The organism is Noviherbaspirillum sedimenti (genome assembly GCF_003590835.1).
Taxonomy (GTDB): domain Bacteria; phylum Pseudomonadota; class Gammaproteobacteria; order Burkholderiales; family Burkholderiaceae_D; genus Paucimonas; species Paucimonas sedimenti.
On sequence record NZ_QYUQ01000002.1, the window covers coordinates 2122614 to 2139926 of the forward strand.

A 17313-nucleotide genomic window follows, 5' to 3' on the forward strand; every position below is an offset into this window, starting at 1 on the left:
GGTCATGTCCTCAACGCTTTCGCTTCAGCATTGGGCACACTGCGCCATTTTTCGTCCGGCGCCGGGATCACGCCCAGTTGTATTGCGAACTCGCGGAAATTCCAATGCGTGCGGCAGCGAACAATTTTTCCTTTCCGATAGAATTGCGTCGTCGTACCGCGGGTATAGGTGGTTTTTCCTTTCGCAGGAATGCCAAAGAAATCTTCATTATGCGTGGCTTGCCACACCCACTGCATGTAGCCCCACTCGTCGTACTCGAAATCGGCACCGAGCAGAATATTGCTAGCCAGACGCTTGTAATCCTTTGCATTCCAGTCCGCCGGCGCAGCGGCTTTTCTCTTCTCGGCTTTCGATCCTGGCGCAACGACGCCGCCGTCATAACTGATCATTTCGAACTTATGCACTCCGAACGGCGATTCGGGACCGGAATTGTTAAACACCAGGAATGCCTTGTGCAGCTCTTCCTTGGTTGCGATGGTTTGCCCAAACTCGATATCTTCCCAGATAAATTTATCGTCGTAATAGCCGAGCACCACGTCGGCGCCTTTATTGAAGAATGCCGTCACCCAATCTTCAGCCGTCGTGAAATTCTTGCTGCGCTGGGCACCGGCGGTCTTCGCCCCGGCTCTTTGGGCAGCCATTGCAGCATTCCCCGCCAAAAGAGCGAGTGCACCGCCGGACAGCGCCATTTTGGAAGCCTTGCCCAAGGCGGCGCGGCGGGACAAATCGGTGAGTTGTTCAGTTTTTTTCATTAAAGCGTCTCCTTAGAAATATGTGCGCAATCGCCAACTAATGGCTACGGCGCGAATCGACCGAGTGACCCCGTGCTATGACTGCACGGGGTGCTTACTTTCAAGCTACTGCCATAAGAAATGTGCATCGCGTCTTCTCCAGCGGTTACTTTCAAGATCACAGTAAATGTCCGCTGTAGCTTTTACAACGCCACTTCAATTCTGAATGTATGCCACCTGGGTATGCATGTATTCATACAAGCCATGCTTGCCGTCTGTGCCGCCGATACCCGAACGCCGCACGCCTGCATGGAAGCCCTGGATCGTCTCGAAATTTTCCCGGTTGACGTAGGTTTCACCGTATTTCAGGGAATTGACCGCATGCATGGCCGAGCCGAGATTGCTGGTGAAAATCGATGAACTCAGGCCGTACTCGTTCGCATTGGCCAATTTGATCGCCTCATCGAGATCATCGACCGGCTCGACCAGGATCACCGGGCCGAATATTTCACGTTTCAGAATCTGCATGTTTGCATTGGTGTTGGCAATGACGGTCGGCCTGAAATAGCAGCCATCGCCGATTTCGCCACGACTGCCGCCAGTCAGTATCTCGGCGCCGTTTGCCCTGGCATCATCCACCAGCTGGCCGATCCTTTCGACACTGGCGCGATTGATCAGGGGTCCCATGTCGACTGGAGTGGCTCCCAGCGGATCGCCGAAACTGATCGATGCCACCGCGGCCGCGAGTTTGTCGCTGAACTCGGCGTATATGGCGCGCTCGACAAAAACCCGCTCGGTAGAGTTGCAGGCTTGCCCGCTATTGATGGACTTGGATACCTTCAGCATCGTCACGGCAAGATCGATATTGGCATCGGCCAGTACGATCGAGGGTGCCTTGCCGCCAAGTTCAAGATTGACCTTGGTGATGTTGCGCGCGGCATTTGCCATGATCGCCGAGCCGGCTGCCGAACTGCCGGTGAAGCTGACCATGTCGATCCCGGGGTGTCCCACCAGCGCCTGTCCGACGCTCTGGCCCAATCCGCCCACCAGATTGAATACGCCGGTCGGCAACTCGACCTGGGCGGCGATTTTGGCGAATTCGTAGGCGCTATAAGGCGTTTCCTCGCTGGGCTTCATCACGACCGTATTGCCCGTGACAAGCGCCGGCGCCGCTTTTCGGACGATCATGAAGAATGGGAAATTCCATGGCAAGATCGCCGCGACAACCCCCATCGGCCGGCGAAACAGAAAAATGTTTTCGCGCGCCCGATCGCTGGAGATAATTTCGCCCTCGATTCTCCTCGCCCATTCCGCCATGTAGTCCAGGTATTCGGCGGCCATGAAAACTTCCATTTCCGCCAGCGACAGCACTTTCCCCTGCTCTGTTGCAACGACTCGCGCAAGGCGCGAAGTATTTTCACGAACGATCTTAGCCATGCGGCGCAGATACTGGCCACGCTCATTGGCCGGCCTGGCTGCCCAGCCGTCCTGGGCAGCACGAGCCGCGGCGACTGCATCATTGACCAGATTTTCATCTCCATCCGGTATCGCGCCGAGCAATACGCCATTCGCAGGGTTGTACACCTTGATGCTGTCGGCGTATCCGGACGCAAAGCTGCCGGCCACAAAGTGTTTGAATTCAGGAACAATGTTTGTCATTTCATACTCCGGGTAAATTTGGTAGTAGGGTTCGGCTCTGCTGCCGCGTATTGCAGAAAGTCTGGCAACCTGTCCGCAGGCGTAATGTGCCGCCGACTGACTTCGTCGACACTGGCACAGCCAATCAAGCCGAGCGTTCTTTCGGTTTCTTGCCGTAACAGGCCCAAGACCCGCTCGACACCGGGCTTGCCAAATGCGGAAAGTCCATACAGGTAGGGCCGCCCGATCATGCAGGCCCGCGCGCCCATCGCAAGCGCCTTGACGACATGACTGCCGCGCCGCACGCCGCTATCCAGGACGACCTCCAAGCGGTCGCCGACTGCATCGACCATATTGGCGACCAGATCGACTGTGGCGGCGCCACCGTCTAGCTGCCGACCGCCATGGTTCGAGACAACGATGCCGGTGACCCCGCTTGCGGCGGCGTTGCGCGCATCCGCCACTGACTGCAGGCCCTTGACGATGAACGGCTTGCCCCAGTGACGCATCAGGCGTTCGACGCGCGACCAGGTGATGTTCTGCTCCATGTTGGCGGCAAAATAGGCGGCAAGCGTGCCCAGATTCTGATTGCCATCGCCGGCTGGAATATTCGGCAAACTCACGCCGCCGCCTGCGAGATACCGGAGACACCAGGCCGGGCGCCTGGCGAATCCGACGATGTTGCGGCGATTCAATCGCGGTGGCACCGTCAGGCCGGTACGATGGTCGCGTTCGCGATTGCCGGCCACAACGGTGTCGACCGTCAGGCACAGGACGTCGAAGTTCGCGGCCTTGCAGCGATCGATCATCTCGATGTTGGCGGCATCGTCTTTCAGCAAATACAGCTGATAGATTTTCGGTCCCCTGGCTGCGGCCGCCACATCTTCGATGCTGGTTGTCGCCATCGTGGACAGCGAATAGGCCACGCCGCTACTTGCCGCCGCCTGGGCCACGGCCCTTTCCCCGTCGGGATGAAAGACCCCGGTCAAGCCGGTGGGGGAAAGCATCACTGGCCATGCGAGGTCCACTCCGAAGACTGTCCGCCGCATGTCCACCTTGCGGATGTCGCGCAAAAAAGCGGGAGTGAGGTGGTACCGGTCAAACGACGATGTATTAGCGCTTTTGGTAGTCTCATCATCGGCGCCGCCGCTGATGTAATGGAAAAGCGGACTGGGCAGACGTTCACGGGCCGCTTTTTCAAAATCGAGCAGATTAAAGCAATCGTTAATTCTGGTCATGACGTCGTCCGGTAGATCAAGAGTTGCACTTATCTCACCTTGTAGTGCACCGGTAATTTGTGCGGACCTCGGGCAAAATACGAATCGATCCATTCGACTTCTTCCGAAACCGACGCGAGCGTTTCGAAACGCTTGAATGCAGTTTCAAGTGCCGAGCGCGTCTCCATCAGGCTCAGATACTTGCCGAGACAGAAATGCGGTCCCTGGCCGAAGGACATCAAGGGGGCCGAGGGCTTGCGGTCCAGGTCAAAGGATTCCGAATCGTCAAAGCGGGTTTCGTCGCGGTTCGCAGAGGCCAGCAGCACCATGACAGCAGAGCCCTTGGGCATATGTACGCCAGACAGCTCGGTATCCCGCGTGGTATGACGGAAGATCATTTGCACCGTAGGATTAAAGCGCAGCAACTCTTCGATAAATGCCGGAATCAGCGCAGGATCGTTGCGCACCCGTGCATACACTTCAGGTCGGCGACTGAATTCCACCAGCGCAGAACCGAGCAGATTGGTCGTGGTTTCGACGCCGCCGATCAACAGCAGAATGGCCATCTGGATGACTTCAATGCGGGTCAACCTGGTGCCGTCAACTTCGGCCTGGATCAGCGTGGAAATCATGTCGCTGCCAGGATTGGCGCTACGCTGGTCATACAATTCCTCAAAGAAGGCGCGCACCGCGTCCGAGCTTTTGCGGATCTCCGCCAAGCGCTCCGGACCATAGGCGGCCCGATTGGCCGCGCCCAGCACGTCATCGACCCACACCTTGAATTCGGCACGACGCTCGCTGGGTACCCCCAGCACCTCGGAAATCACCGTCACCGGGTACAGCGAAGTAAAATCCCAAACCCAGTCGCATTTGCCTTCTGCGCCGTACTTCGCGACCAGATCGTCGATCAGCTGATTGGCGATGTCGGCGCTACGCTGCTGCAGCGCATTGACCTGGGTAGGAAGGAAGGCCCGATTGACCAGCTTGCGCAGCTGCATATGATTTGGCGGATCCATCGAAATCATCGGCGGCACTTCCGGCACCGGGTCGAACTCGCCCAGCAAGGCCGGCCAGAACTGCGCTGAACTGAAGATGCTTGCATCCTTCAGCACAATGTCAACATCGTCATAGCGCGAGACCGCGAATGCCTGCAAACCCTCGATCCACTTGACGGGCTCGTCGCGACGCAATTTGGCATAGTAGGGATAGGGGTCCTGCTTGACGTCATGGTCGAGCGGATCGTAAGCCTTGCCGAGTTTGTCGACTTGTGCGGCAGTCAAATTAATATCGTGGTGATTCATCTATGTCTCCTGTGACTGATAGTTTTTACCTGGATGCCAGGCCTGAGCGCCCCCGCTCTTCTCGAAGAGAACTTCAGTGCTTCCGAATGGAAGCGAAATATTCATGTTTGTCTCCGACTTATAATTTTTGCCCGTGGGCTTTTACTACAAGGCCACTATATTCATCGGCTCAGGACGAGGACCCACCCTTGTTGAGTAGTTATTGGGTGGCGGCATATACTGAAAAATGGAAGGGCTTCGAGGAAGCCACGAAGGGAGTCGGATTGGCGCGGCATGAAGTGCGCGGCCAGGATGGCACCAAAGAAAGATGTCCAGGTCAGCACTTTCATGGCAAAGATTGATCTTTGTGTTTGACAGTCTGTACAACAGGGCGAAAATCGCCAGATGCGCCATATTGCGTCCCATCTTATCGAGCTCGGAGCCTTGATATGGCGCGCCGGTGACATATTCAGCGGAAGATTCAAGACAATTGCAAGAATGCTATATATCAACTAAGCTGAAAAACATTGCACAGAAATTCCGCACCACCCTATCAAAGGAGGTCGCATGTCTGTCAAGATACAAATTATTTTCTACAGTTCCTATGGGCACATCTACCAGATGGCTGAAGGAATGGCGGCAGGCGCGCGCGAGGTCGAGGGCGCCGAAGTAAGGCTTTTGCAAGTGCCGGAACTGGTGCCCGACGAGGTTCTGGAAAAATCCGGCGCCAAGGCAGCACGCCAGGCCTTTGCGCACATCCCGGTGGCCACGGTGGAGCAATTGCCCGAGGCGGACGCCATCATCTTCGGCACGCCTACGCGCTTTGGCAACATGTGCGCGCAAATGCGCAACTTCCTCGACCAGACCGGCAGCCTGTGGATGAATGGTTCACTGGTGGGCAAGGTCGGCAGCGTCTTCAGCAGCACCGCGACCCAGCACGGCGGCCAGGAAACCACCCTGACCAGTTTCCATACCACCCTGCTGCACCAGGGCATGATCATCGTCGGCTTGCCCTATTCCGAGACGCGGCAAATGACCATGAGCGAGATTTCCGGCGGCAGCCCCTATGGCGCGTCTACCATCACTTCCGGCGACGGTTCGCGCATGCCAAGCGAAAATGAACTGGCGATGGCGCGCTTCCAGGGGCGCCATGTTGCGGAGATCGCCAAAAAACAGGCACAGAAATAAAACCAATTTGCCGGATTGCGGCTTCCTGGCTGCAATCCAGTCTGCGTTGTGTCAACCAAAGGGAGAGCAAGATGGACAAGGGACTGGAAATCGCAGCACGGTTGTTGATGTCGCTCATTTTTATCATTGCGGGCTGGGGCAAGCTCACCGGCTATAGCGGCACCCAAGGGTATTTCACATCGATTGGCTTGCCCGCCATATTGGTGCCGCTGGTCATCCTGATCGAACTCGGCGGCGGACTGGCCCTGCTGTTCGGTCTCAAGACACGCTGGGTCGCCGCCATCCTCGCCTTGTTCAGCATCGGTTCTGCATTTATTGCCCACACCAATTTTGCCGAGCCTGGCCAGATGAATAATTTCCTGAAAAATCTGGCGATGGCAGGTGGCTTCCTGTTATTTGTCAAATATGGCGCTGGCGCGCCCAGCATCGACGACAAGATTGCAAAGTAAATCCGCTCGAAAGCAAGCGGCAAGCAAGTTAAGGTCCCCTTAAGCGACGGTGCATATAATGCACGGCACCGTCGCCCCCTCGTTCACGCCCTTGAGCCGATTGCATGCATGCCGAAGCCAGGCATCAGATCGGCTCAGTTCCACTGGCAGCGCACCACGCATGGAGAACCGATCAATGGCATGCGGCTCCATCCTGCGCGCCCGGCGTGATTCCCCAAGCAACACCCATTTTTCATGAGGACCGCCCATGCTCGAAACCCTGTCGATCCCGTATGAACTGGCCTGGCCGTTTGCCATCGCCATTGGCTGGGTGGCCGGTGAATTCGGCCACCGCTGGACCGGCTTGCCGCGCATTAGCCTGTATGGCCTGGTCGGCTTCCTGCTCGCGAATACACAAATCGGCTTCCTGCCGAAAGCGGCCGACAGCAACATGCTGGTGCTGGCCGATGTCGCATTCGGCCTGATCCTGTTCGAGCTTGGTTATCGGATCAACCTGCACTGGCTGAAAGTCAATCCCTGGATTGGCGCCTCCAGCGTGGCCGAGGCGCTTGGGACCTTTGCGGTGGTCTATTACATTGCAACCTGGTATGGTGCACCGACCATGACCGCGCTGCTGCTGGCGTCCTTGGCGATGTCCACCTCGCCGGCGGGGATCCTGCGCGTGATCAACGAGCAATCGAGTTCGGGCCAGGTGACCGAGCGCGCACTGCACCTGTCGGCGCTGAATTCGGTGATGGCAGTGTTCGCCTTCAAGGTCATCATCGGCTACTGGCTGTTCCAGAGTTCCGGCAGCATTCTCAAGGCCGGCTGGAACAGTCTGGTGGAACTGATCCTGTCAGCCCTGCTGGGCGCGCTGTTCGGCGTGCTGATCCCGGCACTGCGGCGCCGGCTCGGCAATGTCGGCAGCGATGCGACGGTCGGCTTCGCCATTGGCGTGATCCTGCTGGTGGCGCTGTCGCATGCGCTGCATTTCTCGCCCATCCTGAGCACCCTGACCTTTGGCCTGGTGGCGCGCCATCGACGCGAAACCCTGAGCCAGACCCAGCGCAATTTCGGTGTGCTGGGCGACCTGCTGGTGATTCCGCTATTCATCTTCGTCGCCACCACGCTGGAGTGGCAGCAAGCCCTGGCCGGTATCGGCCTGGGCTTGCTGCTCATCGTTGCCCGCATCCTGGCCAAGATCGTCGGCGTGACGCTGTTTTCCCGCGTCAGCGGCATTTCCTGGCGCAAGGGCTTGCTGACCGGCCTGGCCTTGAGCCCGGCGTCGGTATTCGCGATCCTGATGCTGGAACAGACCCGATTCCTGCAGATCGACCTGATAAGCCACCTGGCGCCACTGGCGGCCATGGTGCTGGTGATGGAAGTGATCGGCCCGATCCTCACGCAGCGCGCACTGATCTGGGCCCGCGAAACTTCAAGCGAGGAGAACTGACATGCCGCTGGAACCCTTCAACACATCCCGGCCGCTGACCATGGGCGTCGAGCTGGAATTGCAGCTGGTGAGCCTTTCCGACTTCGACCTGGTGGCGGCCAGCCCCGACATGCTGGACCTGTTGTCGCGCAAGCCCTTCCCTGGCAACGTGACCCCGGAAATCACCGAGAGCATGATCGAAATAAACAGCGGCGTGCATGCGGATTTCCCCGGCCTGCTGGATGAGTTGCAACGCATCCGCGATACCCTGGTGCATGCCGCCGACCAGCTGAACATCGGCGTGTGCGGCGGCGGCACTCATCCATTCCAGCAATGGTCGGAACGCCGGATATTTTCCAAGCCGCGCTTCAAGGAAGTCTCGGCGCTGTATGGTTACCTGGCCAAGCAATTCACGGTGTTCGGCCAGCACGTGCACATCGGCTGCGCTTCCGGCGACGATGCCATCTACCTGCTGCATGCCCTGAACCGTTATGTGCCGCACTTCATCGCCCTGTCGGCCTCCTCGCCGTTTTTTCAGGGGCGCGATACCCTGTTCAGTTCGGCGCGACTGAATTCGGTCTCGGCTTTTCCCTTGAGCGGACGAGCGCCGTTTTTGCACAGCTGGGACGAGTTTGAACACGATTACTTCGCCCGCATGGAACATACCGGCGTGGTCAAGAGCATGAAGGATTTTTACTGGGACATCCGCCCCAAGCCGGAATTCGGCACCATCGAACTGCGCGTCTGCGATACGCCCCTGAGCGTCGAGCGGGCGGCGGCGCTGGCCTGCTATCTGCAGGCATTGTGCCGCCATTTGCTGCAACGCGAAGAGCCGGCGCCCGCCGAGGATGATTACCTGGTCTATAACTACAACCGCTTCCAGGCTTGCCGGTTCGGCCTGGATGGCACCATTGTGCATCCGAAAACCCATGAAACGCTCTCCTTGCGCGAAGATATCCTGACCACCCTGCGCCGCATGGAACCGCACGCCACCGAACTGGGCAGCCTGGCGGCGTTCGAGCACCTGTACCAGGCCAGCCATGAGGGCAATGACGCCACTTACCTGCGCGAGCAATATATCGCCACCGGCAGCGCCGAAGGCATGGTGGATTCGGCGATCCAGCGCTTCCGGCAAGGATGCGCCTAGCCGACACTGGCCGTTAACTGGCCGTTAACTGGCCGTTAAGCCGGAATCAAGGTAAAGTAACAACAAGTATAAAAATATTGGGGGAGTGAAATGCCCTTTCTGGCGCCAGAACGGACATATCAAATCATTAACGGCATCATCAATGCCGAACGTCTGGACGACTTGCTCGATTTGCTGTGCGCAGAAATCGTCGCACTGGGCGTGGCGGATGGCTATCTTGTGAATATGCGGGATGCCTCCGGGGGGTATCTCAGTTGCCTGAAAATCCGCTACCCCGCCGAATACCAGAACCTCGAGCAATCCTACCTCGGCTACAAGATCCCGCTGGATAACGGCCAGTTGAATGCGCGCGCCATGGCAACGCGCGAGCTCGTGCGCGTCAATCCCGGCAACGCCAACAGCGAGGAACAAAACATCCTGCTCTACTGGAAAATCCAGGAAATGACCGGGATGCCGCTGTGCGCACCCGGCGCGCCCGCGGGCGCGCCGATCGGTGTACTGGTCCTGCTCAAGCAAGGCCCGGCCATTCCCGATGAAGATTTCGCCAAGGTGCAGGAACTCCTGGGCCTGTTCCTTGCTAGCCTGTCGCGCTGGCTGCACTTTTCGCATCTGGAACAGCTGCACGATGAAGCGACCGCCGCGGTGGCGGAAAACCAGCGCTTGCTGCAGTTTCTGGACGATATGACCAGTCTGACTTCGCTCGACAAGATTTATGAATTGTTCGCCGCCGAACTGATTCGTCAGCTGCCATTCGACCTTGCCAGTTTTTACCTGGTCGAAGATGATCACCTGCATTTCCGCAAGGCGATCGCGGCCAGGCCGCAATTGGAATCACTCCGCCAGGAATGGGAGCACCATCTGCTGCAGACGCCCTATCCGCTCGACCCCACCGCCAGCGGCCTGGTTTACGTAATGCTGCGGGATGAAGCCATGGTGTTCCCGGACTTTCAGGAAATTCGCCACCTGCCGCTGGCCGGCTACGACAAGAAAAGCCTGGCCATTCTGCGCACGCCGCGCACTCTCTTCATTTCGCCGATCCGCCATCACAAGAAACCGATTGGCATCTTTGCCCTGTACAGTCTGGAACACACGGTCGAGCTTTCCAATGCCGATCTGGATTTGCTCGGCGATCTCTCGTCCTTCCTCGGCACGGCCATCACCAACAGCAAACTGTATGCGACCAGCCAGGAGCAGGTCCTGGAAATCCGCCATTTGAATGCAATGCTGGAAGAGAAGGTGGAGGCACTGGCAAAGCAGGCCTCCACCGACCAGCTCACGGGCCTGTTCAATTTCCGCACATTCGAAGATGAGTTGGTCCGGCGCCTGCACGAAACCGCACGCGCTGGCGACCATGAGCCGCTGGCGCTGCTGCTGATCGACATCGACCATTTCAAGCGCTTCAACGACACCAACGGCCATGCCGCGGGCAACGACATACTGGCCGCGGTGGCGCAAGAAATCGGCAGGCATACGCGCCAATCCGACAAGGCTTGCCGCTATGGCGGCGAAGAATTCGTCCTGATCCTGCCAAAATGCGGGCTGGAAGGCGCCATTCAGCTGGCCGAACGCATCCGCGACAGCATTGAATGCCAGGCATTCGCAACGTGCGCCGGCCAGCGCTCGGTCACCGTCAGCGCCGGCTGCACCATATACCGCCCGGGTGACGACCGCCAAGCCCTGTTCAACCGCGCCGACCAGGCCTTGTATCAGGCCAAGGAACGCGGCCGCAATCGCGTGTGCAGCCTCTGAAGCAGCCAGCGCTTCACCCTCACTTGCGCTGACTCATCTGGCTAGCCGATGCCGATGCTGACCTGGATGGCACGCTCCGGATATTGATTGCGTTCGGACAATAGATGACGCAAGCAGGCATGGTCAGTCTGCATAAACGCGCCCCTTATTTTCCTGATTGTTCCTGATTGGCATGTTGGTTGCTGCATTTTCTTGCTAACTTCACAGCAATTTCCCCCTAAAGCATATTGCTTTTATATCCCTCTGAAAATTTCTTTCGGAGTTGTTCCAGTTTGGCATTGACTGCAGAAAATCGCTCTTTACAATGGGGAAAATTACTGGAGGAAAGGCACTATGCCTGGTCGGGTTTCCCCCTGGCTTTGCAACACTTCTCCGGATCGCCCCGTGCCTCGGCCCGGACCATCGCAAGACCTGTTCCCGATTTTGCAAAGCCGTTTGCCCGTATGCTTCGATTGCCTGCCGCTCCCCGTCCTACCGCACGCCGCCTGATGTTGCTTCTGGCACTCGCCGCCCTTCCCGCCATTGCCCTGTGGACCAATGATTGCGTGGCGCAGAGGGCCGCGCCGCTCGACCCGGGCTTGAATGAAGCCGTGGTCATGATCCCGGTGCAGTCCCGACCCGCCTCATGGAGCGGCAAGCAAGAAAAATCGAGCGGCGCCGATGTCGCCGCTGCGACGGGCAAGGCCCCTGCGACGGCGCAAGCGCACGGCTGGAATGGCGCACTGGAAACCACGATATTCATGCCGCCCGGCGAAGGCCCTTTTCCCCTGCTGATACTCAACCACGGCAAGTCCCTGGGCGATCCGCGGGCGCAGGAACGCACACGCTTTCTCGCCATCAGCCGCGAATTCGTCAAGCGCGGCTACGTCGTGGTGATCCCGATGCGCACCGGATTTTCCAGGTCCAGCGGCGAATATCTCGAACAGCATTGCGATATGACCGCCAACGGTCAGATCCAGGCCGATGACTTGCACGATGTGCTGGCCTATGCAGTGCGGCAGCCGTGGGCCGATCCGGACCGCATCCTGGTCGGCGGACAGTCATACGGCGGCCTGACGGCAATGGCTTTTGCCACGCACGATTTTCCGGGCGTCAAAGGCGTGCTCAATTTCGCCGGCGGCTTGCGCACCGAAGGCTGTCGATGGAAAGCATCGCTGGTGCGTGCCTTCGGCACCTACGGCGGCCAGACCCGTATCCCCAGCCTCTGGTTCTATGGCGAAAACGACAGCTACTTCAACCACGAACTGGCCAGCAAGATGCACCAGGCATATACCCATGCCGGCGGCAAGGCGACCCTGGTCAAATTCGGCGCCTTCAAGAACGATGCGCATGCCATGAGCGGCAGCCGCGATGGCGTGCGCATCTGGTGGCCGGAAACCGAGAAATTCCTGCGCCGGATCGGTATGCCCGCCGAGGAAATTTTCAACATCGCAGAACCGGCCCCGCCCGCGAGCAGCGATTTTGCCGCGATTGCCGATGCTACTGCCGTGCCGCACCTGCAAGAGCAGGGGCGCGAGCAATATCGCAAATTCCTGACCAGATCCCAGCCGCGCGCCTTTGCCCTGTCGCCCAGCGGCGCCTGGAGCTGGGTCGAAGATGGCGACGACCCGGCCGAACGCGCCCTGGCCAATTGCCAGAAAAACAGCGCCGCGCCGTGCAAGCTGTATGCCATCGACGACAAGGTGGTATGGTCCGACAAGACCTGAGGGCCGCAGCCCACCGATAAATAAAAACGCCGCAGGCCAGCGCGGCGTTTTTTTATGCGCGGCTCAGACCTTGCCCGCTTCTTTCAGTACTTCGTGCGCAGCGCGGAAGGCTTCCACCGCCAGCGGCACGCCGCAATACACGGTGGCATGCAGCAACACTTCACGAATTTCATCGACGCTGGCGCCATTGTTCAGGGCGCCACGCACATGGCCCTTCAATTCATGCGAGCGGCCCAGCGCCGTCAGCATCGACAAGGTAACCAAACTGCGGGTCTTCAAATCCAGCCCTTCGCGGCACCATACCGTGCCCCAGGCATTGCGGGTGATGTAATCCTGCAAGGGTTTGGTGAAGTCATCGACATTGGCAAAGGCCTTTTCGACAAAAGCATCGCCCATCACTTGCTTGCGCACCTGTAAGCCATCCTCGTATTGCTCGTCCATGTCCGGTTCCCTGATCAAAAAAATAACTGTGGCACGATACGCCAAGGCGTCCCCAGGGTCAACGCCGTCGCCCTTCTCTAACGGCAACAGCATCGTGTAGGACGGCAAAATCCTTGTTATTTCAAGTAGTTAATGAATTTCCAAATGATTCAAGCCCCTCCGAAAAAAGCCTTGGCAGCCGATGCCGCCGGCCCGTTTCCTGTACAATCCGCCCCATCATGCCTGCCCCGAAAAACCTGATTGCCTACGTCCCGAAAGGGTCCCGTCCCCGCTCCGCCCCCTTCCTGCCCATGTCGCGCAAGGAAATGGATGCGCTCGGCTGGGATGCCTGCGACATCATCCTGGTGACGGGCGATGCCTATATCGACCACCCCAGCTTCGGCATGGCGCTGGTCGGGCGCCTGCTGGAAGCACAGGGCTTCCGGGTCGGCATCATCAGCCAGCCCGACTGGCACTCGGCGGAACCCTTCCGCGCACTGGGCAAGCCGCGCCTGTATTTCGGCATCACCGCCGGCAACATGGATTCGATGGTCAACCGCTACACGTCCGACCGCAAGATCCGCTCCGACGATGCCTACACACCCAATGGCGAACCCAACAAGCGCCCCGACCGCGCCGCCACGGTGTATGCACAGCGCGCGCGCGAAGCCTACCCGGACACCAATATCGTCCTCGGCAGCATCGAGGCCAGCCTGCGCCGCATTGCCCATTACGATTACTGGTCGGACAAGGTACGCCGCTCGGTGCTGCCGGATACCAAGGCCGACATCCTCATCTATGGCAATGCCGAACGCGCCCTGCTCGACCTCACCCACCGCCTAGCGGCGGGCGAGCCGATCAAGAACATCCGCGACCTGCGCGGCACCGCCTTCATGGTGCCGGCCGGCTGGAAGCCGGCCGACGACTGGAGCGAGGTGAACTCGACCCGCATCGACACGCCGGGCAAGATCGAGCAACACACCGACCCGTACGCGATGACACCGGCCGGGGAAGAGAACTGCGCGACCGGCAAGAATCCGCAAGCCGAGCCGCAAGCCGAAGCGCAATCCGAGGCGCAATTCAGGCCGATCAAGATCATGACGCGCGAAGAGCGCCAGGCGGCATTGAAGGAACAGCGCGACAAGAGCGTGGTGCGCCTGCCCTCCTACGAACAGGTCAAGGACGACCCGGTCATGTACGCACATGCCTCACGCGTGTTCCACATCGAATCCAACCCCGGCAATGCACGTGCGCTGGTGCAGGCGCATGGCGAGCGTGACGTCTGGCTCAATCCGCCGCCGCTGCCGCTGGCGATGGAAGACATGGATTACGTCTTCGACATGGCCTATGCGCGGGCGCCGCACCCGTCCTACGGCAAGGCAAAAATTCCCGCCTGGGACATGATCCGCTTCTCGGTCAACATCATGCGCGGCTGCTTCGGCGGCTGCACCTTCTGCTCGATCACCGAACACGAAGGCCGCATCATCCAGAGCCGCTCGGAACCGTCGATCCTGCGCGAGATCGAGAATATCCGCGACAAGACCAAGGGCTTCACCGGCACCATCTCGGACCTCGGCGGGCCGACTGCCAACATGTACCGCCTGGCCTGCAAGGACAAGAAGATCGAGGAATCGTGCAAGCGCCTGTCCTGCGTGTACCCGACCATTTGCTCGAACCTCAACACCGACCACAGCAAGCTGATCCAGCTCTACCGCAAGGCGCGCGCCATCCCCGGCGTGAAGAAAATCCTGATCAGTTCCGGCCTGCGCTACGACCTCGCCGTGCGCTCGCCCGAATACGTCAAGGAACTGGTGACACACCACGTCGGCGGCTTGCTGAAGATCGCGCCGGAACATTCCGAAGACGGCCCGCTGTCGAAGATGATGAAGCCCGGCATGGGCGCCTACCACCGCTTCAAGGAATTGTTCGAGAAGTATTCGAAGGAAGCCGGCAAGGAACAGTACCTGATTCCCTACTTCATCGCCGCCCACCCCGGCACCACCGATGAAGACATGCTGAACCTGGCGCTGTGGCTGAAGAAAAACGACTTCCGCCTCGACCAGGTGCAGACCTTCCTGCCCACGCCGATGGCGCTGGCGACCACCATGTACCACACAAGGAAGAATCCGCTGCACAAGGTGACCGGGGATTCGGAAGCCGTGGAGACGCCGCGCCTGGGCAAGGTGCGCAAGCTGCACAAGGCCTTCCTGCGCTACCACGACCCGGAAAACTGGCCGATCCTGCGCGAAGCCCTGCAGAAGATGGGACGCTCCGACCTGATCGGCAGCGGCGACCGCTGCCTGGTGCCGCGCAATACCGCGCCGAGCACAGCACTGAGCGCCATCGAAAAGCGCAAGGAAAGCCCGGCGCCGGCCAGGGTGGCCAAGCAATTCGGCCTGCCCAGGCCGCGTGACGGCGCCGCTATTGCGCGCACGCCGGCGGGCGGCCGACTGCAGCGCAAGGGCGCAGGCCAGGCAACCGCGACTGCAGCGACCGGCAGGTCCGACAGGTCCGGCAAGCCTGCCCGCAGCGGCAGGAAATAATCTGGCCGATCCGCGCGGGTGGCGGGTGTAGCGGACTCAGGCGGCAACGCCTGGATCCAGCAGTTGCCCGCGATACAGCGCGGCGATCAGGTCCGACTGCGTCAGCATGCCCGCCAGACGCCCTTCGACATCCACTACAGGCACATGGTGCTTGCCGCCGTTCGACAGCACAGGCACCAGTTCGACGATGTGCGTATCCGTGCTGGCAGTCAGCACGCCCTTGCTCATGATTTGCCCCACCACGTCCGGCTTGTCGGTATGTGTCTCGCCGCTGGGCCGCACCAGTTGCCGCAGCTTGTCGTTGACGCTGCCGAATTTATCGGGATTGGCGTGCTTCAGGAAATCCACCAGGGTGACGATGCCCACCACCCGCCGCGCCCGGTTGACCACCGGCAGTGCCTTGATCCGATGCCAGTGCAGCAAATTCCAGGCTTCGTCCAGCGGCGTGCCGAATTCGACCGTGATGACGTCGCGCGACATGATGTCGGCGCAGGTAATCTCGCCCAGGCGACGGCGGAACGCATGCCGCTCGGTTTGCATGAACAGTTCTTCCAGGTCGTCGCGGCTGATATCCAGCATCTGGTTGTATTGTTTGAGCACATCATCCAGATCCTGCGGCGTGAAGCCGAGGCGGTCGATCGGCGGTGCATCGGCGGTACGGTGGAGATTCGCATGCTCGGGCTGCAAGGCGTGCGGATAGCGGCGCCCGGTCGCATTGTTGAAGAACAGCGCCAGCAACAAGAGCAATACCGAATTGAGCGCCACCGGCATCAGCACGAAGCCATAGCCCAGCGCCCGCACCGCCGGCCCGCCCAGCACGGCCATCAGCGCAATGGCGCCGCTGGGCGGGTGCAGGCAGCGCAAGGCCAGCATCGCCGCAATCGCCAGGGTCAGCGCGATCGCCGAACCCCAGAGCGGATCGACGACCCAGCCGGCAATGGCAACCCCGATCGCCGCCGATAGCGTATTACCCCCAATGATGGACCAGGGTTGCGCCAGGGGGCTGGATGGCACGGCAAACAGCAAGATCGCCGACGCGCCCATCGGCGCGATCAACAACGGCACGGCAGCGCCCGGCCCCAGCGCCAGCCGTGTCGCCAGACCCGTCAGGAGGATGCCGAACAAGGCGCCGCAACAAGCGCGCAGGCGCTCCGCGCCATTGATCGGCACCGGTTGCGGCAAAAAGGATTTGATCCAGGACGACAGGGACCGGCCGCGCGACAGAATATTGCGCATGCTTGGCTTCACTCCAAAATGCAAAGCGACAGAGTTTACACCGGTCCACGCGTCAGCGGCCGAATTGGCGCCAGGGTGTTGCACCTGCTAGAATTGCAAAACGCGTTCCCTTCGGATTGCCTGTGCCTCCCCAAATTTACGGATAGACATCGCCTTGTCCCTGCCTTCCTCGCCGACTGCCCTGCATCGACGTCCTGCCCTGAGCACCTTGCTGCTCGTGCTGGCGTTGCTGTTTGCGCAATGGCTGGGACTGGCGCACCGCATCGAACACGCCGGCCTGGCGCAACCGGCCCAAACAGTCCAACTAGCCCAGGCTGGCCAGGCGTCCCTGCAGACGAACGCCAACTACGACAAATCCCTCGAACATTCCTGCGCCCTGTTCGATGCGACCGCACTTGCCGCCGCATTGAACTCGCCGCCAGTGAGCCTGGCGGTCGTGCCGGGCGCCCAGGTGCTGGCGCTATGGCTCGCCTTCGCCTCCTGGGACGCCCCCTTCCTGCGGCATTTTTCCTCGCGCGCGCCGCCGCCTGTCTGATCTCCTGCGCTTTACCCGACTTTCCGTGAACCGTCCGCCTGTCGCATGGCGGCGCTTCGCGCA

14 protein-coding genes are annotated in these 17313 nt (G+C 59.8%); 8 read left to right on the forward strand and 6 right to left on the reverse strand.

Features of this window, described 5'->3' with window-relative positions; genetic code table 11:
• Positions 1 to 2: 2 nt before the first annotated feature.
• The 4 genes from D3878_RS09875 to D3878_RS09890 all read right to left on the reverse strand — a co-directional run bounded on the left by D3878_RS09875 (position 3) and on the right by D3878_RS09890 (position 4887).
• Entirely contained in the window at positions 3 to 752 is a 750-nt protein-coding gene (locus tag D3878_RS09875) for a nuclear transport factor 2 family protein (protein ID WP_119785311.1), read from the reverse strand.
• A 195-nt stretch (positions 753 to 947) separates the two neighbouring features.
• Positions 948 to 2390, reverse strand: coding sequence for an aldehyde dehydrogenase (gene aldA / locus D3878_RS09880; protein ID WP_119785312.1), 1443 nt, complete (start codon positions 2388 to 2390; stop codon positions 948 to 950).
• Positions 2387 to 3607 carry an alpha-hydroxy acid oxidase gene (locus D3878_RS09885; protein WP_158592232.1) on the reverse strand — a complete coding sequence of 407 codons (1221 nt, stop codon included), beginning with the start codon at positions 3605 to 3607 and terminating at the stop codon, positions 2387 to 2389. Before D3878_RS09885 ends, aldA begins: the two co-directional genes overlap by 4 nt.
• A gap of 29 nt (positions 3608 to 3636) precedes the next feature.
• Positions 3637 to 4887, reverse strand: a complete 1251-nt coding sequence (locus D3878_RS09890) for a cytochrome P450 (protein ID WP_119785314.1) — start codon at positions 4885 to 4887, stop codon at positions 3637 to 3639.
• A gap of 546 nt (positions 4888 to 5433) precedes the next feature.
• Here D3878_RS09890 and wrbA point away from each other — a divergent pair.
• The 6 genes from wrbA to D3878_RS09920 all read left to right on the forward strand — a co-directional run bounded on the left by wrbA (position 5434) and on the right by D3878_RS09920 (position 12516).
• Entirely contained in the window at positions 5434 to 6054 is a 621-nt protein-coding gene (gene wrbA / locus D3878_RS09895) for an NAD(P)H:quinone oxidoreductase (protein WP_119785315.1), read from the forward strand.
• A gap of 71 nt (positions 6055 to 6125) precedes the next feature.
• On the forward strand, positions 6126 to 6503 hold the full coding sequence (locus tag D3878_RS09900; protein ID WP_199688129.1) for a DoxX family protein: 378 nt from the start codon (positions 6126 to 6128) through the stop codon (positions 6501 to 6503).
• 247 nt (positions 6504 to 6750) lie between these two features.
• A complete protein-coding gene (locus tag D3878_RS09905; RefSeq protein ID WP_119785316.1) occupies positions 6751 to 7935 on the forward strand; it encodes a cation:proton antiporter in 1185 nt (394 codons plus the stop codon).
• A gap of 1 nt (position 7936) precedes the next feature.
• Positions 7937 to 9061, forward strand: a complete 1125-nt coding sequence (locus D3878_RS09910; protein WP_119785317.1) for a YbdK family carboxylate-amine ligase — start codon at positions 7937 to 7939, stop codon at positions 9059 to 9061.
• Positions 9062 to 9151: 90 nt separating this feature from the next.
• On the forward strand, positions 9152 to 10810 hold the full coding sequence (locus tag D3878_RS09915) for a sensor domain-containing diguanylate cyclase (protein WP_119785318.1): 1659 nt from the start codon (positions 9152 to 9154) through the stop codon (positions 10808 to 10810).
• 443 nt (positions 10811 to 11253) lie between these two features.
• Complete coding sequence (locus tag D3878_RS09920) at positions 11254 to 12516, forward strand: dienelactone hydrolase family protein (RefSeq protein WP_233556295.1); 1263 nt, start codon at positions 11254 to 11256, stop codon at positions 12514 to 12516.
• Positions 12517 to 12579: 63 nt separating this feature from the next.
• On the opposite strand, the gene pcaC is transcribed toward D3878_RS09920, so the two are convergent.
• The gene (gene pcaC, locus D3878_RS09925; protein ID WP_119787813.1) at positions 12580 to 12957 is read right to left on the reverse strand and encodes a 4-carboxymuconolactone decarboxylase; all 378 of its coding nucleotides are present in this window, start codon (positions 12955 to 12957) and stop codon (positions 12580 to 12582) included.
• A gap of 290 nt (positions 12958 to 13247) precedes the next feature.
• On the opposite strand from pcaC, the gene D3878_RS09930 reads away from it, so the two are divergent.
• Positions 13248 to 15479, forward strand: a complete 2232-nt coding sequence (locus tag D3878_RS09930) for a YgiQ family radical SAM protein (RefSeq protein ID WP_233556472.1) — start codon at positions 13248 to 13250, stop codon at positions 15477 to 15479.
• Between the two features lie 36 nt (positions 15480 to 15515).
• Here D3878_RS09930 and D3878_RS09935 read toward each other — a convergent pair whose 3' ends face one another.
• Positions 15516 to 16715, reverse strand: a complete 1200-nt coding sequence (locus tag D3878_RS09935) for an HPP family protein (RefSeq protein WP_119785320.1) — start codon at positions 16713 to 16715, stop codon at positions 15516 to 15518.
• Between the two features lie 154 nt (positions 16716 to 16869).
• Between D3878_RS09935 and D3878_RS09940 the strand changes: the two genes are divergently transcribed.
• Positions 16870 to 17250, forward strand: coding sequence for a hypothetical protein (locus tag D3878_RS09940; protein WP_199688130.1), 381 nt, complete (start codon positions 16870 to 16872; stop codon positions 17248 to 17250).
• Positions 17251 to 17313: the final 63 nt, after the last annotated feature.